This window comes from Cellulomonas hominis, assembly GCF_014201095.1.
Taxonomy (GTDB): domain Bacteria; phylum Actinomycetota; class Actinomycetes; order Actinomycetales; family Cellulomonadaceae; genus Cellulomonas; species Cellulomonas hominis.
The window spans coordinates 2,480,188-2,501,873 of sequence record NZ_JACHDN010000001.1; the positions used below are offsets into that span (position 1 = coordinate 2,480,188).

Below are 21,686 nucleotides of genomic sequence, written 5' to 3' on the forward strand. Positions count from 1 at the left end.
TGTGACACCATCGGCGCCCTCGCCGGGCTCACCGCGCCGCGGTCACCGCCCCCGAGTCCCACAGCGCCAGCGCCGACGCGATCGCCATGTGCATGTCGAGGTACAGGTACGACCCGAGCCGCCCGCCGAACCGGACCCCCGGCTCGTCGGCGGCGAGCTCGCGGTACGCCCGCAGCCGCTCCCGGTCCCGCGGCGTCGCGACCGGGTAGTACGGCTCGTCCCCGGGCCCGGCGAACCGGGACGTCTCCCGCATGACGACGGTCCGGTCCTGCGCGTGCCGGTCCTCGCGCTCGGGGTGGAAGTGCCGGAACTCGTGGATCCGGGTCCAGGGCACGTCGAGGTCGGCGTAGTTCATGACGCTGGTGCCCTGGAAGTCCCGGACCGGCAGCGTCTCGGTGTCGAGGTCGAGGGTGCGCCAGCCCAGCGGCCCGGCGTGGTGGTCGAAGTACCGGTCGACGGGCCCGGTGTAGACGATGGGCACCTGGCCCCGGGCGGCGGCCTTGGACAGCGGCTGGCTCGCGTCGAAGAAGTCGGTGCCGAGCCGCACGTCGATGCGCGGGTGAGACGCCATCGCCTCGAACCACGTGCCGTAGCCGCCGGCGGGCAGCCCCTCGTACGTGTCGGAGAAGTACCGGTTGTCGTACGTGTACCGGACGGGCAGCCGGGCGATCACGGAGGCGGGCAGCTCCCGCGGGTCGGTCTGCCACTGCTTCGCGGTGTAGTCGCGGATGAAGGCCTCGTACAGCGGCCGGCCGATCAGGGAGACGGCCTTGTCCTCGAGGTTCGCGGCGGCGTCCCCGTCCACCTCGGCCGCCTGCGCCGCGACGAGCGCCCGGGCCTGGGCGGGGCCCATCGCGGTGCGGAAGAACTGGTTGAGGGTGCCGAGGTTGATCGGCAGCGGGAAGACCTGGCCGGCGTGGGTCGAGTACACGCGGTGCTGGTAGCCGGTGAAGGCGGTGAACCGGCGGACGTACGCCCAGACCCGCTCGTTCGACGTGTGGAAGATGTGCGACCCGTAGCGGTGCACCTCGATGCCGGTGTCCGCGTCCACGCTGCTCCACGCGTTGCCGCCGAGGTGGTCGCGGCGGTCGACCACCGTCACGCGCAGCCCGGACTCGGCGGCGCGCTCGGCGACCGTGAGGCCGAACAGGCCGGCTCCGACGACGAGCAGGTCCATGCGGCGCGGCCTTTCCGTAGCGGCGGGGGAGGGGGACCCGGCCGGCACGGCCCGGGCGCAGCCGAGTCTAGGCCCCGCCCCCCGGCGTGGACGCGCTCCCAACCAGGGCTTCCGTGACCTGGCCGTGACCTCCCGGACTGTTCGTGGACCCCAAGCGACGGACTGTGCACCCGGCGGGATCGGCCCGCTCCGCCGCTCCTAGCGTGACAACGCAACCCGCCGGACCACGACGTCCCGGGTGGCGTTCGGTTCGCAGTGCGCGGTGTCGCGCACCTGCCGCCTCGACAGACAAGGGAAGGTCGATGAAGACAACGAGAACGGCTTACGTCAAGGGTGCGGCGGTGGTCGCAGGGCTGTCCCTGTTCGCCCTCACCGCGTGCAGCCCGGGGTCCTCCGACGAGGACGGCTCCGCCGGCGACAGCTTCACCACGCGCGACGTCACGGACGGCAAGACGGAGTTCGTGGTCGTCACCAACCCTGGCGACGGCCCGGTCCTGTCGTACGGCAAGGACAGCGGGATCGAGCTCCTCGAGGAGGAGATCGACGGCGCCACCTACGCGTTCAAGGACATGAACGGCAACGGCGAGCTGGACACGTGGGAGGACTGGCGCGAGACGTCGCAGGACCGCGCCGCCGACCTGGCCCAGGACCTGTCGATCGAGCAGATCGCCGGCCTCATGCTCTTCTCGTCGCACGAGCGGTCCCCCGCGGACGGCCTGACGGACGCGCAGAAGGAGTACATGTCGGAGTCGCGACTGCGGAACGTGCTCAACGCGGGCCCGAACGACGTCACGGCGAACGTCACCTGGTCGAACCAGCTGCAGGCGTACGCCGAGGAGCTGGCGACGGACGACGAGCCGTACGTCCCCGTGAACTTCTCCTCCGACCCGCGGTCCACCGCGGAGAGCGGCGGCAACTACAACGCGTCCGGCGACATCTCGCGCTGGCCCTCCAACCTGGGCCTGGCCGCGACGTTCGACACCGAGACGATGACGGCGTTCGCCGAGACCGTGTCGGCCGAGTACCGCGCGCTGGGCATCGGCACCGCGCTCAGCCCGCAGATCGACCTGGCGACCGAGCCGCGGTGGCTGCGCGTCGACGGCACGTTCGGCGAGAACGTCGAGCTGGCCAGCGCGATGGCGAAGGCGTACGTCGAGGGCTTCCAGACGACGCCGGGCGCCGACGGCTGGGGCGACGAGTCCGTCAACGCGATGATCAAGCACTGGGCGGGCGACGGCCCGGGCGAGGGCGGCCGCGAGTCGCACACCGAGGCCGGCAAGTACGGCGTCTACCCGGGTGACAACTTCGACGCGCACGCCGACGTCTTCCTCGGCTCGATGGACTCCGCCGCGGTCATGACCGCGTACTCCATCGCGCTCGACGCGAACGGCGACCCGCTGGGTGGCGGCGACCGCATGGGCTCCGCGTACGACTCGTACCGCACGGGCCTGCTGCGCGAGAACTTCTCCGGCGTCGTCGTGACCGACTGGGGCGTCACCGCGGGCGGCAACACCGACCCCGAGGCGTTCATCGGCACCTCCTGGGGCGCCGACGACCTCACGGTCGAGGAGCGCCACTACGCGATCCTCCAGAACGGCGTCGACATGTTCGGCGGCAACAACGCGGTCGAGCCCGTGCTCGCGGCGTACGACATGTGGCAGGCGGACTTCGAGGCCGGCGTCAACGAGATCGACGCCGACACCCGCTTCCAGGAGACGGGCGCCCGCGTCCTGAACATGCTGTTCCAGCCGGGCCTGTACGAGAACGCCTACCTGGACCTCGACGAGTCCAAGGAGATCGTCGCGAGCCAGGACAAGCTGGACGCCGGCTACCAGGCGCAGCTCGACTCGATCGTCATGCTGAAGAACGACGGCGAGACCGTCGCCGCGGCGGACGCCGAGTCCTGGAAGGACAAGACCGTCTACATCCCGCGGAACTTCGACACCGGCCAGGCCGGCCTGTTCGGCCCGGGCGAGTACACCGAGGGCCCCGGCCTGACCGTCGAGATCGCGGAGCAGTACTTCGGCACCGTCGTCACGGACGAGGCGGTCGAGGACGCGGACGGCAAGGTCACGAGCTACACCGCCCCCGACCTGTCCGACGTGGACCTGGTCCTCGTGGGCATGGACAGCCCGAGCAGCGGCGCGGTCTTCGCGAACTCCGGCCACGACGAGGCGACGGGCGAGTGGTACCCGCTGTCCCTGCAGTACCGCCCCTACACGGCTGACGGCGCGAACGTCCGCCAGGTCTCCATCTCGGGCGACATCCTCCCGGACGGCACGCAGGAGAACCGCTCCTACTTCGGCAACACCTCGCGCACCTCGAACGAGGCCGACCTCGACGCCTTCGAGCGCGCCGTGGCCGCCGTCGAGGCGTCCGGCAAGGACATCCCGGTCATCACGGTCCTGAAGGCGAAGAACCCGACGGTCCCGGCCGAGTTCGAGGCGAAGTCCGACGCGATCCTCGTGGGCTTCGGCGTCAGCGACCAGGCGCTCATCGAGACCGCGATCGGCCTCAACGAGCCGCAGGGCCGCCTGCCGATCGGCTTCCCGGCGTCCATGGACGCGGTCGAGAAGCAGCTCGAGGACGTCCAGGAGGACACCGAGCCGTACGTCGACGCGGCGGGCAACTCCTACGCGTTCGGCTTCGGCCTGAACTACGCGGGTCCCATCACGGACTGACCCGCACGCCGCCTCGCGGGTGGCCGGCCCCGGTGCCGGCCACCCGCGGGGCGGACCGCCTGCGAGGGCGGACCGGCCGCGGGGTGGGCCCGCGGCCAGCACTCACACGAGGAGCACAGCACAGTGAAGCGCAACAAGGTCCTGACGACCGGCCTCGGCGTCGTGGTCGCCCTCACCGGCCTCTTCGGCCTCACCGCCTGCGGCAGCGACGACAGCGGCAGCAGCAACGGCTCGTCCTCGGGCGAGCAGGCCGCGTCGGAGTCCGACATCGCGGAGGACCTGGAGAACGCCCGCACGGCCGTCGCCGACGCCCTCGCCGAGGACGACTCCTGGGCCCAGATCATGCTCGCGAGCGACGTCCAGGCGCCGACCGTGAAGTACGGCCTGCTGGTCGTGCCCTACACCTACTCCGACGCGGCGTCCCGCATCCAGGGGACCATCAACATCGACGGCGGCAAGTACACGATCGACGGCGACTCCGCCGCGACCGGCCAGACCTGGCAGATCGACCAGGACGGGAACATCACCGAGGTCTCCGAGTAGTCCTCGCCCCCGGCCGGCCCGTCCGGCCCCGCAGCCGAGTGCCCGCCCCTGCTGCCCAGCGGGCGGGCACTCGCCGTTGCGCGCCGGCCCCGGCCGGCGCGCCGCACGGACCCGCGTCCGCCGACGACGCCGACGGTCCGTGCCCCAGAACCGACCGATCGTCCGGTGCCGGCGGCCGGCTCAGCGGACGCACCTAACCTGATCGCCGGCCCGCACTCGAGGAGGACTGCAGTGAACGCCAGGGCGAAGAACGCCGCACGCGCGAAGCAGCGCATGTCGAACAAGAAATTCCTGTGGATCTGGGTCCCGGTGCTCGCCGTGGTCACCGTGATCACGGTGGTGGCGAACGTCGCCCTGGTCGTCGCGGGCGGCTGGGTCGCCTCGCAGTTCGGGTCCGGGACGTACGAGTTCACGAACTCGGAGGAGTCCGCCGACTGGGACACCGAGTACTACAGCTCGGACTTCGGCAGCATCGACGAGGTCGACGCGGCGGCGAAGGAGCTCGTCGAGGAGATCTCCGGCGCGGGCATCGTCCTGGCGAAGAACGAGGGCGCCGCCCTGCCGCTGGCGGCCGGGTCGAGCGTGACGATGCTGGGCCGCGCGGCCGCGGACCCCGTGTTCGGCGGCTCCGGCTCCGGCTCGGTGGACACCAACTCGGCCGTGAACGCGCGGCAGGGCCTGGAGAACGCCGGCTTCACCGTCAACGACGCCGTGTACGGCGCGATCGAGGCGTACGCCGCCGAGAACCCGCGCGGGTACATCGAGATGGACAACCCGGGCGCCTCCACCTACTTCATCGGTGAGATGCCGGTTTCGGGCTACGAGGCCCAGTCGGCGTCGTTCGGCCAGTTCTCCGACGCCGCGGTGGTCTACATCGGCCGTCCGGGCGGCGAGGGCGGCGACCTGACCCGCGACATGACGGACTGGGACGAGAACGCCGAGCCCGGCCAGCACCAGCTCGAGCTCAACAAGGACGAGAAGGACCTGGTCGAGCTCGCGAAGGCGAACTTCGACACCGTGGTCATCGTCGTGAACTCCTCGACCACCATCGAGATGGGCGACCTGCAGGCGGACACCGGGGTCGACGCGATCCTGCTCGCCGGCTCCCCGGGCGCCACCGGCCTGAACGCCGTGGGCCGCATCCTGTCCGGTGACGTGAACCCGTCCGGTCGCACCGCCGACCTGTGGGCAGCGGACTTCACCGCCGACCCGACGTTCCCGAACTTCGGCGGCTTCCTGTACGACAACCTGTCGGTGTCGTACCCGGTGTCCTCGATCGAGACCGCCACGTCGAACGCGACCGTCACCGACGAGGCGCCGTTCGTGAACTACGCCGAGGGGATCTACTTCGGCTACCGGTACTACGAGACCGCCGCGGCCGAGGGCTTCATCGACTACGACCAGGCCGTCGTGTACCCGTTCGGCTACGGCCTGTCGTACACCGACTTCGCCTGGGAGGTCACCGACACCCAGGCCGGCGCGGTCGACGGCACCATCGCCGTGACCGTCCAGGTCACGAACACCGGCGCGGTCGCGGGCAAGGACGTCGTGGAGCTGTACTACACGGCGCCCTACACCCCGGGCGGCATCGAGAAGTCCGAGGTCGTCCTCGGCGACTTCGCGAAGACCGGCGTGATCGAGCCGGGCGCGAGCGAGTCCGTGACGCTCGAGCTGCCGGTCGAGGACATGGCGTCCTACGACTACGCCGACGCGGCGGCCTACGTGCTGGAGGCGGGCGACTACGCGATCTCGGTGCGCACCGACTCGCACACGGTCGCCGCCGGCACCGAGCCGATCACCTACACGGTCGACTCCGACGTCGTGTACTCCGGCGAGAACCACCGCTCGACCGACCTGGCCGAGGTCACGAACCAGTTCGACGACGTCTCGGCGCAGTTCAGCACCGAGCCGGAGGACGGCAAGGTCCTGTCGATGTCCCGCGCGGACTTCGCCGGCACCTTCCCGACCGCCCCGACGGCCGACCAGCTCGTCGCGAGCGACGCGGTGGCCGAGGGCTTCGCGGCCTGGGACTACGACGCCGCCGCCGACGCGTTCTCCGGCGACATGCCGACGACCGGTGCGAGCACCGACCTGTCGCTGATCGACCTGCGCGGCCTGCCGAAGGACGACCCGAAGTGGGACGAGCTGCTCGACTCGCTGTCCGTCGGTGACATGACCGACATGCTGCTGAACGGCGCGTACCAGACCGCCGCGATCGGCTCGATCGGCAAGCCGCAGACCACCGAGCCCGACGGCCCGGCCGGCTTCTCCTCGTTCATCAACTCCTCCATCAACGGCGTGGCCTACCCGTCGGAGTTCCTCATCGCGCAGACGTGGGACGTCGACCTGGGCCGGGCGATGGGCGAGATGCTCGGCAACGAGGCGATGTTCAAGGACATCAACGGCTGGTACGCCCCGGCGGCCAACCTGCACCGCTCGCCGTTCGCGGGCCGCAACTTCGAGTACTACTCGGAGGACCCGTTCCTGTCGGGCACGATGATGACCTCGGTCTCCAACGGCGCGGCGGCCAAGGGCGTGTACACCACGCTCAAGCACTTCGCGCTGAACGACCAGGAGACCAACCGGGTCAACAACGGCATCGCGACCTGGGCGACCGAGCAGACGATCCGCGAGATCTACCTCAAGCCGTTCGAGATGGCCGTCAAGAACATCTCGATGGACGTGTCCTACCTGTCCGACACCGAGGGCACGATCTCGCAGACCACGGTCGGCTCGACCGCGGTGATGAGCTCGTTCAACCGCATCGGCGCCACGTGGGCCGGCGGTTCCGAGGCGCTCATGACGAACGTGCTGCGCGGTGAGTGGGGCTTCGAGGGCTTCGCGATCTCGGACTTCAACCTGTACCCGTACATGAACCCGAACCAGGGCATCAGCGCGGGCACGGACCTCACCCTGACCTTCCAGCCGTCGAAGTCCTTCGGGGACACCACGTCGGCCAAGGCGGTCAGCGACATCCGCGAGGCGACCCACAACATCCTGTTCACGGTCGCCAACTCCAACGCGATGAACGGGCTGGCGCCGGGGGCCACGGTCTCCTACACCCCGCCGACCTGGGTCTACATCCAGATCATCGCGACGGTCGTGGTCGGCCTGCTCCTGCTGGCCGGTGCGTTCCTGGTGACGCGGCGCGTGCTGCGGAACCGCCAGGCGGGCGCGCCCGCCGCTGCTGCCGAGCCGGCGGTCGCCGGCGCCGGTCGCGGGGCCGACGGCAAGTAGCCGGCCCCCCGGGTGGCTCCCCGGGGGCGTGGGTCGCGGACCCGCGCCCCCGGGCGACCCGGACCACGCTCCCCGTCAGGCCGGCGGCGCCCACCACCACCGGCCTGACGGGGGAGCCCCCCTCTCTTTCTTTGCGCAGACCCTGCGGCCGCGCGGCCGCCGGTTCGTGCTGCCCCGGGTCGCGCCGCAGCGGCCGACGACCATTCATGCGCTGGTGGCGACCTTTCGTGCACCAGCGCCCCGCACCGCCGCACGACGGCGGCAGCCTTCTTCTGGGGACGCGTCGACGCGCCCCGCAGCGAGCAGTCACCGGCGACGACGTCGCCCTCCGCAGAACCAAGGAGACACTGTGCGACTCCACGGCGAGGACGCCGCCACCACGTCCGGGGGCGGGAACGAGGACGTGATGACCGAGGACCTGACCCTGCTGGAGAAGGCCGCCCTGCTGGTCGGCAAGACGGTGTGGGAGACCCACGACCTGCCGCGGCACGGCGTGCGGTCGCTGTGGCTGGCGGACGGCCCGCACGGGGTGCGCAAGCAGCTGGGCGCGGCCGACCACCTCGGCATCGCCGCGTCGCAGCCGGCCACCTGCTTCCCGACCTCGGCGGGCGTCGCGAACACGTGGGACGTCGAGCTCGCCGAGCGGGTCGGGGCGGCGCTGGGCGCCGAGGCCGCCGCGCAGGAGGTCGACGTGCTGCTCGGCCCCGGCCTGAACATCAAGCGCTCCCCGCTGGGCGGGCGGTCGTTCGAGTACTTCTCCGAGGACCCGGTGCTGGCCGGGCGGATGGCCGCCGGCTACGTGCGGGGCATCCAGTCGCAGGGCGTGGCCGCGTGCCCCAAGCACTACGCCGCGAACTCCCAGGAGCTGCGCCGCATGGTGTCGGACTCCGTGGTCGACGAGCGCACGCTGCGCGAGATCTACCTGACGGCGTTCGGGATCGTCGTCGAGACGGCGGCGCCCCGGACGATCATGTCGGCCTACAACCTGGTCAACGGGGTCTACGCCCACGAGGACCCGTTCCTGCTCGGCGCCGTGCTGCGCGAGGAGTGGGGCTTCGACGGTGCGGTGATCTCCGACTGGGGCGGCTCGAACGACGTCGTGGCCGCTGTCGCCGCCGGCGGCACGCTCGAGATGCCCGCCGCCGGCCTGGGCTCGGCCCGGCAGATCGTGGACGCGGTGCGCACCGGCCGGATCACCGAGGCGGACGTCGACGCCCGCGCGGCCGAGATGCTGCGCCTGGTCGCCGACGCCCGGACCTCCCCGGCCCCCGCGGTCGACCCGGTCGCGCACCACGCGCTGGCCCGCGAGGTCGCCGCGCGCACGGCCGTGCTGCTCAAGAACGACGACGCGATCCTGCCGCTGGCTCCCGGCGCCCGGGTCGCGGTGATCGGTGACTTCGCCCGCACCCCGCGCTACCAGGGCTCGGGCTCCTCGGCGGTGAACCCGACCCGCCTGGACTCGGTGCTCGACGTGATCGGGGAGTCCGGGCTGGAGATGACGGCGTTCGCCGCCGGGTTCCGGCGCGACGGCACGCCGGACGCCGCCCTGCGCGCCGAGGCCGTCGAGGCCGCCCGCGGCGCCGACGTGGCGCTGCTGTTCCTGGGGCTGGACGAGATCGCCGAGTCCGAGGGCCTGGACCGCTCGACGCTGGCGCTGCACGCGGCGCAGGTCGAGGTGCTGCGCGAGGTGGCCGCGGTGAACCCGCGCACGGTCGTGGTGCTGGCCGGCGGCGGTGTCGTGGAGATGCCGTGGCTCGGCTCGGCGCGGGCCGTCGTGCACGGCTACCTGTCCGGCCAGGCCGGGGCGGGCGGGCTGCTCGACGTGCTGACCGGCGTGGTCAACCCGTCCGGGCACCTGGCCGAGACGGTGCCGGTCGCGCTCTCCGACACCCCGACCGCCGACGCGTTCCCCGCCGAGGGCCGCACCGCGGAGTACCGCGAGGGCCTGTACGTCGGGTACCGGTACTACACGACCGCCGGCGTCCCGGTGACCTTCCCGTTCGGGTACGGGCTGTCGTACACGACGTTCGCGCACACGGCCCTGACCGCGACCGCCGACGCCGCGACCGTGACCGTGACGAACACCGGCGACCGCGCCGGCGCCGACGTCGTGCAGGTCTACGTGTCCCGGGTCTCCGCCGGGGTGCACCGCCCGGTGCGGACGCTGGCCGGGTTCGCGCGCGTCGAGCTCGAGCCGGGGGAGTCCGCCACGGTCACCGTCCCGCTCGGGGACGCCGCGTTCCGGCACTGGGACGTCGCGACCGGGTCGTGGCAGGTCGAGCAGGGCACCTGGCGGGTGCTGGCCGGCGAGCACGTCGACGACCTCACGCTGTCCGCCGACGTCGAGCTCACCGGCACGGTCCCGGCCCGCGAGGAGGACGTGCCGAAGCGGTACCTGACCGGCGACGTGCGCGAGGTCCCCGACGAGGACTTCGCCGCGCTGCTCGGCCGGCCGCTGCCGTCGTCCGCCTGGTCGCGGCCGCTGACCGTCAACGACCCGCTGTCCGCGATGGCCGGGGCCCCGTCGCCGCTGGCCCGCCTGGCGTACCGGGTGCTCGCGATGCTGCGCGACCGGGCCGACCGCAAGGGCAAGCCGGACCTCAACATCCTGTTCCTGCTCAACATGCCGTTCCGCGCCATCGGGAAGATGACGAACGGCATGGTCGACGCGGCGATGGTCGACGGCATCGTCCGGATCGTCAACGGCCGCTTCTTCGCCGGGGCCGGGGCCACGGTCCGCGCCTTCTTCCGCAACCGCCGCGCCAACACGGCCTCGACCCGTGCCCTGAGGGCTCCGGGCCGCGACGCCTGAGCCCGCCCGACCGAGAACGAGAGAGACCTGATGATCACCCGCCTCCGCGACGCCTGGCGTCGATTCGCCGAGCGCCGCCCCGGCGTCGCCCAGTTCGTCGTGTTCTTCGTGCTGAGCAACGGCATCACGGTGCTGCAGCTGGCCATGATGCCGCTGATCAAGTGGGGCTTCGGCATGACGTCGCTGGTCGACACGGCGTTCCAGGTCTGGCCGATCGGGTCGAACCCGGACGGGTCGCAGTACTTCGTGTTCGACTACGCCGCGGGCGCCCTGCCGGCCGGCGGCGGGGGGCTGGCATACTTCCTGGCCGTGCAGATCACCTTGCTGGTGGCGCAGGTGATCAACTTCTTCGCCCAGCGCAACATCACGTTCAAGTCCAACTCGTCGGTGGGCAAGGCGGCCATGTGGTACGCCATCGCCTACGTCGCCATCACGATCCTGGCCGCCGCCGCGCAGGGCCTGTACAAGACGCCGATCTACGACCTGTTCATCGACACGTGGGGCATGGGCGGCACCGGCGAGACCCTCGCGGACTTCGTCACGATGATCATCAACGCCGCGATCTCGTTCTGGGTGTTCTTCCCGATCTTCAAGGTCATCTTCAAGCAGGTGCCGGAGACCGCCGCGCCCGCCGCGGCCGCGGACGCCACGCAGGTGCGGGCGTCATGACCCCGCTGCTGTCCGTCGTCGTCCCCGCGTACAACGCGGAGGCGTACCTCGCTCGCGCCCTGGACTCCCTGGTCGGCTTCGGGCCGGACGTCGAGGTGATCGTGGTCGACGACGGGTCGACGGACGGCACCGCGGTCCTCGCGCACGAGTACGTGGACCGCTTCCCGGGTCTGGTGCGCCTGCTCCGCAAGCCGAACGGCGGGCACGGGTCGGCGATCAACACCGGCCTGGACCACGCCCGCGGGGCCTACCTCAAGGTCGTGGACGCCGACGACTGGCTGGACCGGGCGGCGCTGGCCGAGGTGCTGGCCACGCTGCGCGGCTTCCGCGCGGACGACCACGCGGTCGACCTGCTGGTGTCGAACTTCGTCTACGAGAAGGTCGGCAAGAAGAACAAGACCGCCGTCCGCTACGGCGGGGCGCTGCCGAAGGGCCGGGTGCTGACCTGGTCCCAGACCCGGCGGTTCGCCAAGCGGCAGTACCTGATGATGCACGCGCTGACCTACCGCACCGCGGTGCTGCGCGAGGCCGGGCTGCGGCTGCCGGAGCACACGTTCTACGTCGACAACCTCTACGCGCTGGTGCCGCTGGCCAAGGTGCGCACGCTGTTCTACCTCGACGTGGACCTGTACCGGTACTTCATCGGGCGCGAGGACCAGTCGGTCCAGGAGGCGGTCATGCTGCGCCGCCTGGACCAGCAGCTGCGCGTGAACTGGATGATGCTCGAGCACGTCTCGCGCACCCCCGTGCACGACCTGCGCCTGCGCCGCTACCTGCTGCACTACGTCGAGATCATCTGCGCGGTGTCCTCGATCCTGCTCATCCGGGCCGGCACGCCCGCGTCCCTGGCGGAGAAGGACCGGCTGTGGTCCCGGCTGCGCGCGCACGACCCGTGGCTGTACCGCCGCGTGCGCTGGTCGGTGCTGGGCCAGATCTCGAACCTCCCCGGCCCGGCCGGCCGCCGGGTCTCGGTCCTGGCGTACCGCGTGGCCCAGCGCGCCATCGGCTTCAGCTGACCCCTCGCCGGTCGCGGCCCTCCTCGCGCCCCTCGCGCCGAGACAGGACCCCCGGGCCGAGGGAGGGCCGTGCACGGCCCCGTGCCGGCCGGACCGTCCCGTCTCGGCGGGGTCTTGGGGGCGGGGTCCTCCGGTGGGGTCAGGGGGCGCGGGAGGACAGGAGCAGGCGGCGGACCTCCGCGTCCGAGGGCGGGGCGAAGCTCGCGTACTCCAGGCCGACCGCCTCGAAGCGCGCGGGGACGCGCAGGCACACCAGCTCGTCCGCCTCGCGGGCCAGCGCGGCCGCCGTGTCCGGCGGGCAGACCGGCAGCGCCACCACGACCCGGGCGACCCCGCGCCGGCGCAGCGCCGCGATCGCGGCCCGGACCGTCGACCCCGTCGCCGCGCCGTCGTCCACGACCACCGCCGTCCGCCCGGCGACCTCGAGCGCGGGCAGGTCCCGCCGGTAGGCCCGCTCGCGGCGGTGCAGCTCCGCGAGCTCGGCCGCGCGGACGGACTCCAGCACGGACTGCGGGATCCGCGCCGCCCGCAGCACCCGCTCGTGCAGGACGGTCACGACGTCACCCGCGATCCCGGCGAGGGCGCCCATCGCGAGCTCCGGCTGGACCGGGACCCCGAGCTTCCGCACGACGAGGACGTCCAGCGGGGCGTGCAGCCGCGCGGCGACCGGGGCCGCGACCGGGACCCCGCCGCGCGGCAGGGCGAGCACCACCGCGGCCGGGTCCTCGGCCCGGGCCGCGAGCCGGTCCGCGAGCGCGGCACCCGCCTGCGCCCGGTCGCTGAACGGCTCCCTGCCCGGCATCGTCCTGCTGACGCTACCCGCGCCCGCGGATGCGGACCCGCCGGGCCCGGGCGACCCTGGTCGAGGCGGCCGGCCCCCGGCCGGTGGGGTCGACGCAGGGGCGCGACCCGCCCGGCTCGGCGCCGGCCGTCCTCCGGGCGTCCACGCGAGGGCAGTGCTCGGGGGTCGGGCGGCTGCGGGACCCCCGAGCGCTGCCGTCTCGTCGCGGCGGGCGGTCGGGCGGTCCGGGCGGGCGGCCGGCCGGGGTCAGAGGGCCGGTCCCGGGTCAGGGGGCGGCAGGTCCGGCGGGGGCCGGGGCAGGGTCCGCCGCCGGGTCCGTAGGGTCCGCGGGGTCGCCCGGGTCGGCCGGGGCGTCCGGGCCGGTCGACGCGGAGCGGACCGTGATCGTGAACGTGACCGTCGACGTCGACCCGAACTGCGCCGCCGCGTAGCCGACCGCCGGGCCGAGCAGCAGCGCGCCCGCGAGCAGCGCCCCGAGCAGCGCCCAGGTGCCGCGCCGCCCGCGCCCCCCGCGCGGCGCGTCAGCCGAGGAGGAGCGCATCGTCGCGCCGTTCCCGGGCGGAGGGCCGGTGCTCGCCGGCGGCGCGGCGGGCGCGGCGGTCGTCGAGCAGGGACAGGATCTCGAGCGTGGCGAGTGCGGCGAGCGGCGGGGCGAGCATGAGCGCCCGGCCCTGCGCGGACCCGGCCCAGTCGAGCACCCACCCCCACTTCGGGTACACGTGCAGGATGATGCCGCGCACCTGGGACAGCGGCGTGGCGTCCGGGTCGGGCTCGGCGTTCGCGTCGCCCTTCGTGTAGATGTACGGCCGGGTGATCGGCTCGCCGGACCGGGGGTCGCGCTCCTGGACCATCCGGCCGGTCGACTCGTCCTGGCGCATGACCGGCAGGTTCTTGAGCGCGATGATCCGGTGCGTCACGAGCTGGTCGGACCGCGCGGGCCAGAACGTCGCCACCTGCCCGACGCGGAGCTGCGACGGGTCCGTGATCCGCCGCATGACGACGGCGTCGCCGGCGTCGAACGCGCCCTGCTCCGGTCCGGACATGGACCCGGAGGTGACGATGAGCAGGCGCTGCCCGTTGGCCTGGAACCACAGCGGCACGGCCAGCGAGGTCGCGTAGGCGAGCCCGCAGACCACGATGACCGTCCACAGCGCCGTGCGCAGGGCGCGCCGTGGCGCCGACACGGGCGTGCCGTGCCGGGGCCGCTCCGGGTGCTGCGCCCGGCGCTCGACCGGTGGGGTCGGCCTGCTGCTCATGAGCTCCTCGGGTGCGGCGGGGGCCTCAGCGGGCGTGCGGGTCGGGGGCCTGCTCGGCGAGGAAGGTGAACTTCAGGTCGGTGGTCGCCTCCTGGAACGCGTCGCCCAGCGACTCCGGGACGGTGACGCGGACGCAGAGGGCCTCGGAGGTGCCGGCGTACAGGCTGCGGGCGTCGGTCACGAGCGGCTGGGTGCCGGTCGACAGCGACGGGACCTCGGCGACGACCTCGGCGCCGGCGACGCCGTCGACCGAGCAGGTCGCGGCGGCGTAGAGCGTCATGCCCAGCTGCGCGGCCAGCGCCTTGCCGTCGGTGTCCGTCGCCGCGTAGTCCACGCGGTACACGAGCGCGAGCGAGCCCTCGTTGCGGACCGTGACCGGGCTGTAGACGTCGTCGCCGGGCGCGAGGAACCCGGGCGGGAGCTCGAACGCGACGTCCTCGCCGGCCTCGATGTCGACGCTGCCGGTGGTGATGCCGGTGCGGCCGGCGTCCTGCCGGTCGGTGAAGATCGCGGACGTCACGAGCGAGGTCATGCCGAGCGCCGCCATGCCGAGGATCGCGGCCGTGGTGATCAGGCGGCGCCGGCGGGCGGGGTCGCGCCGCGGCGGCGGGGGCGTGATCATCTCGCGGAGCAGCTCGTCCATCCGGGTGGTCATCCTCACGGGTGAGTCGAAACGGTCGTACCGGGTCCTATCGGTCAGATCGTCGCGCACCTTGAGGCGAGATGCCCGATTCTTGGGTGACGGATGTGACGGCGTGTCGCAGGGCCGGGTCACGGGGGAGGTCCTCCGCCCGCAGCCGCGACGGCGGTACGGCGGGCGAGTACAGGTAGCCCTGCGCCTGGTCGACCGTGAGCCGCCGCAGCGCCTCGGCGGTGCTGCCGTCCTCGACGCCCTCCGCGACGACCTGGAGGCCGAACGAGTGCGCCAGGTCCACCATCGCCTTGACGATGACCTCCGACCCCTCCCGTCCGGTGGCGGACAGGTCCGCGACGAACAACCGGTCGATCTTCAGGCCGTGCACCGGCAGGTCCCGCAGCTGCGAGATCGACGTGTTCCCGATGCCGAAGTCGTCGATCGACACCCGCACGCCCGCGTCGCCGAGCCGCTGCAGGACCGGCACGACCCGGGACGGGTCGCTGACCAGCGCGGTCTCGGTGATCTCGACCTCCAGCAGGTCGGGGGGGACGTCGTGCTGCGCGAGCAGGTCCTCGATCACCTCGACGACGGCGTGCGACGTCACGTCGTGCGCCGACAGGTTGACCGCGACCGGGACGGGCTCGCCCTGGGCGGTCCACTCGGCGAGCTGGGCGACGCAGCTGCGCAGCGCGTACCGGGTGAGGTCGTGGATCAGTCCGGACTGCTCCGCGAGCGGGACGAACAGGTCGGGCGGCAGCATCCCGCGGGTGGGGTGCCGCCAGCGCATGAGCGCCTCCAGCCCGACGGTCTCGCCGGTGCCCAGGTCGATCTTCGGCTGGTAGTGCATCTCCAGCTCGTCGTCGACCCCGAGCGCGCGGTGCAGGTCGCCGAGCAGGACCAGCCGGGCGGGGGAGGAGTCGTCCTCCTCCGGGGAGTACACCGAGACCCCGAGCCGGTGCGTCTTCGCCGTGTACATGGCGACGTCGGCCATCCGCATCAGCGACGACGCGTCGTCCGCGTGGTCCGGCAGGCACGCCACGCCGATGGAGGTGTCCACGTGCAGCGCGAGGTCGCCGAGCATGAACGGCGGCACGAACAGCTGCCGGACGCGGCGCGCGGCGGCCTCGGCGTCGGCGACGGAGTGCACGGTGGGCAGCAGGATCGCGAACTCGTCGCCGCCGAGCCGGGCCACGACGTCGTCCTCGCGCAGGGCGCCGCGCAGCCGCTCGGCCACCTGCTCCAGCAGCTCGTCGCCGCGGTCGTGGCCGAGCGAGTCGTTGATGTCCTTGAACCGGTCGACGTCGAGCAGCGCGAGCCCCACCGTGCCGCCGGTGGCGCGGGCGTCGTCGAGGGCGCGCTCCAGGCGGTCGGCGAGCATCCGCCGGTTGGGCAGGCCGGTGAGGGAGTCCAGCAGGGCGAGCCGCGCGTTCTCCAGGGCGGACGACTGCAGCCGCCGGGAGGCGTTCCACACCGTCCGGAACAGCAGGATCCACAGCAGGACCAGCCCGCCGGCGACCACGAGCGTCACGGTCCGGGTCGCGGAGGCGACGGCGTCGGCCGTGCCCTGGTAGTCGAGCATCACCTCGGCCGCGCCGACCACGACGCCGTCGTGCTGCACCGGCACGTACACGTCGAGCAGCGTCGACTCGGTCCCGCCGAACTCCTCGCCGCGCACCTCGGTCACCACCTGGGCGACGGGCTCGCGCTCCCGGGTGGCGGCGTCGAGCCGGTCGCCGTCGGGGAACCCGGTGGTGTCGGCCTGCGAGTCGTAGAGCAGCGTGCCGTCCACGGTCCACAGGCGCAGCCGCCGCAGCTCCCGGAACCCCGCCACCTGCTCGGTGACCCGCGCGGCGTCCTCCGGGGCGAGCACGCCGACGGTGAACGCGTCGTCGGGCACGCCGCCGGACGCGTAGGACTCGATGGACCGGGCGAGCGCGATGCCGTCGTCGCGGGCCTGGTCCTGCATGACGTTCGCCGTCACGAGGACCAGCGCCACGCCCAGGGCGAGCATGGCGACGATGCTGACGACGGCGAAGTACCGGGTCAGCGGCCAGCGGCGGTGTGCGGTTGCCAGCGGGGGCCTCGGATGCTCGCAGGGACTCGGGCCGCGGGTGGGTGCACGGCCTGCGCTGAGAGTAGGGGCGTGGTGCCGGATATGGCGAGAAGATCCCCGTTACGGCGATTCGTCGGGATTGCCCGACTGGTGGGCATCTGCGACACGACCGACGGCACCCGTCCGGCTCACGCCGCCGCCCGCGGCCGAGGGGTAACCTCCGAGCCGCCCCCCTCTCCCCAGCCACGGATGGCACGCATGCACGAGCTCGCCCTCTGCTCCGTCGAGCACGACGGCCACCAGGTCCTGTCCGGGTACGTCCGCACCTTCGACGACGGGGTGCTGTGGGCCGGTGTCGAGGGCATCGTGCGCGGCGTGGCCGAGGGGGAGCTGTACACGCTGCGGGTGCTCGACGAGGTGCGCGGGGAGTGCGTGTACGTCGGCGAGGCCGCGCGGATCACCGCGGACACGGTCGGGTTCGCCGGGGTGGAGCTGCTGTCGACGCTGCAGAAGCGCGCGGTCGCGCGGGTGGCCGTGACGGTCGAGTGCGAGGGCTTCGTGACGGTGCCGGCGGGCGCGGAGGACGGGGCCGCCGCCGATGATGGCGACGGCGCCGACGCCCCCGGCGAGCAGCCCCTGCGGTTCACCGTGCTCGACGTGTCGGCGCACGGGATGCGTATGATGTCCGCGACCGAGCTGCCCCCCGGCAGCACGGTGAGGTTCGTCTTCCCCGAGCTGTCGGACGCGTTCTGGCTGCAGGCGGTCGTCGTCCGTGCCCAGCCCTCGCGCTCCGGGACGCACTACGGCTGCCGGTTCGTGGAGACCTCCCCGCGGGAGACGGACGCGCTCTTCCGCTACGTCCTGCGCACGCAGGGCGCCCAGCGCCGCCAGCAGACGCTCGCCTGACCGAGCCGCCGGCGCCGGACGCCGCCCGCCGCGCACGGACCGCGGACCGATCCGACGCCGGAGTGACCTTCGACATGCCCTCCTTCACCGACCTCGGTGTGCCCGCCGCCCTCGCGCGCTCGCTCGCGCAGCGGGGCATCACGGACCCGTTCCCCATCCAGACCGCCACGCTGCCCGACACTCTCGCGGGGCGGGACGTGCTCGGCCGCGGCCGCACCGGCTCCGGCAAGACCCTGGCGTTCGCGCTGCCCGTCGTCGCGCGCCTCGCCGCCTCCGGGACCCGCCGCGCCCCGGCCCGGCCGCGGGCGCTGATCCTCGCCCCGACCCGCGAGCTCGCCAGCCAGATCCACGCGACCGTCGAGCCGCTGGCCGCCGAGGCCGGGCTCACCTCGACCACGATCTTCGGCGGCGTCGCCCAGAGCCGGCAGGTCGCCGCGCTCGACGCCGGCATCGACGTGCTCGTCGCCTGCCCCGGCCGGCTCGAGGACCTCATCCAGCAGCGCCTGTGCTCCCTCGACGCCGTCGAGATCACGGTGCTGGACGAGGCCGACCACATGGCCGACCTCGGGTTCCTGCCCGTGGTGAAGCGGCTGCTCGACCGGACCCCGCGCGGCGGCCAGCGGCTGCTGTTCTCCGCGACGCTGGACAACGGCGTCGACACCCTGGTCAAGCGGTACCTGGACCGCCCGACCTCGCACTCCGTCGACCCCGAGGTCGCACCCGTGTCGACGATGACGCACCACGTGCTCGCCGTCGCGGACGCCGACGCGAAGAAGGCCGTCGTGCGCGAGCTCGCGTCCGGAACCGGCCGCCGCGTGCTGTTCACCCGCACCAAGCACCAGGCCAAGAAGCTCGCCAAGCAGCTCACCGGCGACGGCATCCCCGCCGTCGACCTGCAGGGCAACCTCGGCCAGGGCGCCCGCGAGCGGAACCTCGCCGCGTTCACGTCCGGCGACGTCAAGGTGCTCGTGGCCACCGACATCGCGGCCCGCGGCATCCACGTGGACGACGTCGAGCTCGTCGTGCACGTCGACCCGCCCGCCGAGCACAAGGCGTACCTGCACCGGTCCGGCCGCACCGCGCGCGCCGGCTCCGGCGGCGACGTCGTGACCGTGATGCTCCCCGAGCAGGCCGGCGACGTCCGGGACCTGACCCGCAAGGCCCGGATCACCGTGACGCCGCAGCGCGTGGCCCCGGGGTCGCCCGTGGTGGCGGCGCTGGTCGGCGAGGTCGCGGCGCACGTGGCTCCGGCGGCTCCGGCGGTCCCGGCGCAGCGGTCGGGCGGCGCCGGTGGCGGCTCGCGGCGCGGCGGTCGCGGCGGCGGCGCGGGTGCGTCGGGCGGCTCGGGCGCCGGCTCGGGCGCCGGCCGCGGCCGGGGTGCCGGACGGGCCGCGGGCGGCGACCGTCCGGCCGGGCAGGCCCGCGCCGCGTCGGCCCCTCGCGCCGGCGCCACGGGCTCGACGGCGTCCGGGGCGGGCGGGCAGGGCCGCTCCGGCGGCGCCGGCCAGTCCGGGCGCCCGCGCCGCGCCGGCCGGGCGCAGGGTGCCCCGGTGGGCGGCTCGACGGTCCGCTGGAGCTCGGGCGGTGACGCCCCGTCCGGCGCCCCCGGGCGCGGCTCGTCCGCGGGCGGCGCGGGCGGGTCCTCGGAGGGCGGCCGACGCCGCCGCCGGGGTGGCCGGGGCGGCGCGAACGGTCCCCGCAGCGGGTCCTGAGCCCCGCGCGCGCCGAGCGCCCGGGAGCCGCGGTGCCGCGGTGGCGGGCGCGGGCCGGACGGGGCAAGGTCGTCGCACGGAACAGCGCGCCCCGCGTCCGTGTTCTGCTGCCGCGGGACCGCCCCGGCCGACCGGGCCGGGGCTCCCGGGGCGAGAGGAGCACCGCCATGACGGAGCAGAGGACGTACGAGGTCGCCAAGGACGAGTCGCAGTGGCGGGTCGAGCTGGACCCGGCGGAGTTCCAGGTGCTGCGGCTGGCCGGGACGGAGCGGCCGTGGACCGGTGCGCTGCTCGACGAGAAGCGCGAGGGCGTGTACCGCTGTCGCGCCTGCGGGAACGAGCTGTTCCGGTCGGAGACGAAGTTCGACTCGCACTGCGGGTGGCCGAGCTTCTTCTCCCCGCTCGCGGGCGACAAGGTCGAGCTCATCGAGGACCGCAGCCTGGGCATGGTCCGCACCGAGGTGCGCTGCGCGCGGTGCGGGTCGCACCTGGGGCACGTCTTCGACGACGCGCCGCAGACCCCCACGGGTGACCGGTACTGCATGAACTCGGTCAGCCTGACGTTCGAGCCCACGGCCGGCTGACACCCGGGCGGGGGAGGGCGGCGCGGATGCTTCAGGGCGGCCGCCCGCGTGCCGATATCCGGGACGTGGAGCAGGCCCTGATCGTCCGCCGGTGGCGCCGCTACGGCGCGGACCGGCTCTACGTCACGGCCGACACCGGAGCCCCCCTCGGCAGCGTCGACCTGGCCACCGGCCGGGTCGCGCTGCAGCCCGGCGCCGCCGACGCCGCGGGCGTGGAGGCGGCCGTCCGCCGCGCCGTGCAGGAGTACCTGCGCGCCGACCTGCCCGAGCTCGTCGTCCCCGCCGAGGCCGCCGGGGACCCCGCGCCGCCCGAGCCGGAGGCCCCGCGCCCCCACGGCCGGCGCGCCCGGCCCGCGGTCCCCGAGGACGAGGCGGCCGCCGCGCCGGGCCAGTCCGAGCGCCGCGGCCGGCACCGGGCCGACGACCTCGTCCACCCGTACGCCGACGGCGAGCCGCGCGCCGCCGAGGAGACCCTGTGCGAGCGGCTGGACCGGCTCGTGCTCGTCGGCTGGCACGTGCTGCACGACGTGCCCGTCGGCCGGCAGGGGTCGGTCGTCGCGCACCTGCTCGTCGGGCCGCCCGGTGCGTTCGCCGTCGCGGAGCGTCCCGCCGGGCCCGCCGGCACCGAGCAGTTCACGCTCGACGGTCGGCACCTGTCCGCGGACGGGCACGGCGTGGCCGACCTGCGGGACGTGCGGCTCGCCGCGGCCCGGGCCGGGTCGCTGCTGCGGGCGGCCGTCGGGTCGCCGGTCGGCGTGCGCGGCGCGCTCGTGGTGCACGGGCCGGTCGACGTGCACGACCCGTCCCGCTGCGACGCGCTCGTGCTCCCGGAGGGCACCGTGCCCGACGCGTTCGCGGACCTCCCGGCGCGCTGGACGGCCGGCCGCGTCGACGCGGTGGCGGCCGTGGCCCGCCGGCGCAGCACGTGGGCCGTGACCTGGGCGGTCTGACCGGCCGCGAGGCACCGCCCCGCTGTCCGCCGGCCCCGTGCGCCGTGCGCCGTGCGTCGGCCCGTCCGCCGTCCGCCGTGAGTGGGGGGGTTTCGCCGGGACACGCCGCGCGTGTCGGGCAGAACCCTCCAGTCAGCGCGGGACCGGCGGACCGGACGCGCGCGGCGAGCCCGGGCCGCTAGGCGTCGGTCGACCGCGGCGCGGCGGCGAGGGCGTCGTTGAGGCGGTGCAGCTGGTCCGCGAGCAGCGCGCGCTCCTGCGGCGACCAGGCCCCGAGCGCCTGCTCCAGGTACCGCCGGCGGGCGACCCGGGCGGCCTCGACCCGGCGCGCGCCCTCGGGCGTCACCCGGATCAGCTGCCCGCGGGAGTCGTCGGGGTCGGGCCGGCGCTCGATGAGCCCGAGCTGCTCGATCCGGCCGAGCTGGCGCGACATCGTGCCCCGGCCCACGCCGATGTGCTCGGCGAGCTCGCTGGCGCGCACGTCCGGCTCGCGCTCGATCCGCGACAGCAGCGGGTAGGCGCTGGGTTCCAGGTCGGGGTGCACCTGGCGGGCCAGCCGGTCGGCCGAGGCGCGTGCGCGGCGCAGCAGGAGCCCGAGCTCGGACTCGAGGCGGGCGACGGGGTCGGTCGGGGTGTCCACGCGCCCCATTG

General features: G+C 73.9%; 17 protein-coding genes. 10 read left to right on the top strand and 7 right to left on the bottom strand.

Going from position 1 to position 21,686, the window contains the following annotated elements:
- Positions 1-28: 28 nt before the first annotated feature.
- On the bottom strand, positions 29-1,177 hold the full coding sequence (gene glf, locus HNR08_RS11695) for a UDP-galactopyranose mutase (protein WP_146834677.1): 1,149 nt from the start codon (positions 1,175-1,177) through the stop codon (positions 29-31).
- Positions 1,178-1,479: 302 nt separating this feature from the next.
- Here glf and HNR08_RS11700 point away from each other — a divergent pair, with 302 nt between their 5' ends.
- The 6 genes from HNR08_RS11700 (at position 1,480) to HNR08_RS11725 (ending at position 12,135) form a co-directional block, all read left to right on the top strand.
- Complete coding sequence (locus HNR08_RS11700; RefSeq protein ID WP_146834674.1) at positions 1,480-3,858, top strand: glycoside hydrolase family 3 N-terminal domain-containing protein; 2,379 nt, start codon at positions 1,480-1,482, stop codon at positions 3,856-3,858.
- 123 nt (positions 3,859-3,981) lie between these two features.
- Positions 3,982-4,401, top strand: a complete 420-nt coding sequence (locus tag HNR08_RS11705) for a hypothetical protein (protein ID WP_146834671.1) — start codon at positions 3,982-3,984, stop codon at positions 4,399-4,401.
- A 231-nt stretch (positions 4,402-4,632) separates the two neighbouring features.
- Positions 4,633-7,638, top strand: coding sequence for a glycoside hydrolase family 3 C-terminal domain-containing protein (locus HNR08_RS11710; protein ID WP_146834668.1), 3,006 nt, complete (start codon positions 4,633-4,635; stop codon positions 7,636-7,638).
- 349 nt (positions 7,639-7,987) lie between these two features.
- The gene (locus tag HNR08_RS11715; RefSeq protein ID WP_246802957.1) at positions 7,988-10,450 is read left to right on the top strand and encodes a glycoside hydrolase family 3 C-terminal domain-containing protein; all 2,463 of its coding nucleotides are present in this window, start codon (positions 7,988-7,990) and stop codon (positions 10,448-10,450) included.
- Positions 10,451-10,480: 30 nt separating this feature from the next.
- On the top strand, positions 10,481-11,119 hold the full coding sequence (locus tag HNR08_RS11720) for a hypothetical protein (protein WP_146834665.1): 639 nt from the start codon (positions 10,481-10,483) through the stop codon (positions 11,117-11,119).
- The gene (locus HNR08_RS11725; protein WP_146834662.1) at positions 11,116-12,135 is read left to right on the top strand and encodes a glycosyltransferase family 2 protein; all 1,020 of its coding nucleotides are present in this window, start codon (positions 11,116-11,118) and stop codon (positions 12,133-12,135) included. The genes HNR08_RS11720 and HNR08_RS11725 overlap by 4 nt, the downstream gene beginning before the upstream one ends.
- A gap of 139 nt (positions 12,136-12,274) precedes the next feature.
- Here the strand turns inward: HNR08_RS11725 and HNR08_RS11730 are convergent, their stop codons facing one another.
- The 5 genes from HNR08_RS11730 to HNR08_RS11750 all read right to left on the bottom strand — a co-directional run bounded on the left by HNR08_RS11730 (position 12,275) and on the right by HNR08_RS11750 (position 16,841).
- Positions 12,275-12,937 carry a phosphoribosyltransferase gene (locus HNR08_RS11730; RefSeq protein ID WP_146834659.1) on the bottom strand — a complete coding sequence of 221 codons (663 nt, stop codon included), beginning with the start codon at positions 12,935-12,937 and terminating at the stop codon, positions 12,275-12,277.
- A 265-nt stretch (positions 12,938-13,202) separates the two neighbouring features.
- Positions 13,203-13,478: a hypothetical protein gene (locus HNR08_RS11735; protein WP_146834656.1), complete on the bottom strand. Its 276-nt coding sequence runs from the start codon at positions 13,476-13,478 to the stop codon at positions 13,203-13,205.
- Entirely contained in the window at positions 13,459-14,193 is a 735-nt protein-coding gene (locus tag HNR08_RS11740; RefSeq protein WP_246581634.1) for a S24/S26 family peptidase, read from the bottom strand. Before HNR08_RS11740 ends, HNR08_RS11735 begins: the two co-directional genes overlap by 20 nt.
- A gap of 25 nt (positions 14,194-14,218) precedes the next feature.
- Positions 14,219-14,836, bottom strand: coding sequence for a hypothetical protein (locus HNR08_RS11745; RefSeq protein WP_186812753.1), 618 nt, complete (start codon positions 14,834-14,836; stop codon positions 14,219-14,221).
- 46 nt (positions 14,837-14,882) lie between these two features.
- Positions 14,883-16,841: a putative bifunctional diguanylate cyclase/phosphodiesterase gene (locus HNR08_RS11750; RefSeq protein ID WP_146834650.1), complete on the bottom strand. Its 1,959-nt coding sequence runs from the start codon at positions 16,839-16,841 to the stop codon at positions 14,883-14,885.
- Positions 16,842-17,141: 300 nt separating this feature from the next.
- On the opposite strand from HNR08_RS11750, the gene HNR08_RS11755 reads away from it, so the two are divergent.
- The 4 genes from HNR08_RS11755 (at position 17,142) to HNR08_RS11770 (ending at position 21,035) form a co-directional block, all read left to right on the top strand.
- Positions 17,142-17,789, top strand: coding sequence for a PilZ domain-containing protein (locus HNR08_RS11755; protein ID WP_183835015.1), 648 nt, complete (start codon positions 17,142-17,144; stop codon positions 17,787-17,789).
- 74 nt (positions 17,790-17,863) lie between these two features.
- Positions 17,864-19,501 carry a DEAD/DEAH box helicase gene (locus HNR08_RS11760; protein WP_146834644.1) on the top strand — a complete coding sequence of 546 codons (1,638 nt, stop codon included), beginning with the start codon at positions 17,864-17,866 and terminating at the stop codon, positions 19,499-19,501.
- 167 nt (positions 19,502-19,668) lie between these two features.
- Positions 19,669-20,085, top strand: coding sequence for a peptide-methionine (R)-S-oxide reductase MsrB (msrB, locus tag HNR08_RS11765; RefSeq protein WP_146834641.1), 417 nt, complete (start codon positions 19,669-19,671; stop codon positions 20,083-20,085).
- A 65-nt stretch (positions 20,086-20,150) separates the two neighbouring features.
- Entirely contained in the window at positions 20,151-21,035 is an 885-nt protein-coding gene (locus tag HNR08_RS11770) for an NERD domain-containing protein (protein ID WP_146834638.1), read from the top strand.
- A gap of 178 nt (positions 21,036-21,213) precedes the next feature.
- Here the strand turns inward: HNR08_RS11770 and HNR08_RS11775 are convergent, their stop codons facing one another.
- Positions 21,214-21,675, bottom strand: a complete 462-nt coding sequence (locus HNR08_RS11775) for a MarR family winged helix-turn-helix transcriptional regulator (RefSeq protein ID WP_246802956.1) — start codon at positions 21,673-21,675, stop codon at positions 21,214-21,216.
- Positions 21,676-21,686: the final 11 nt, after the last annotated feature.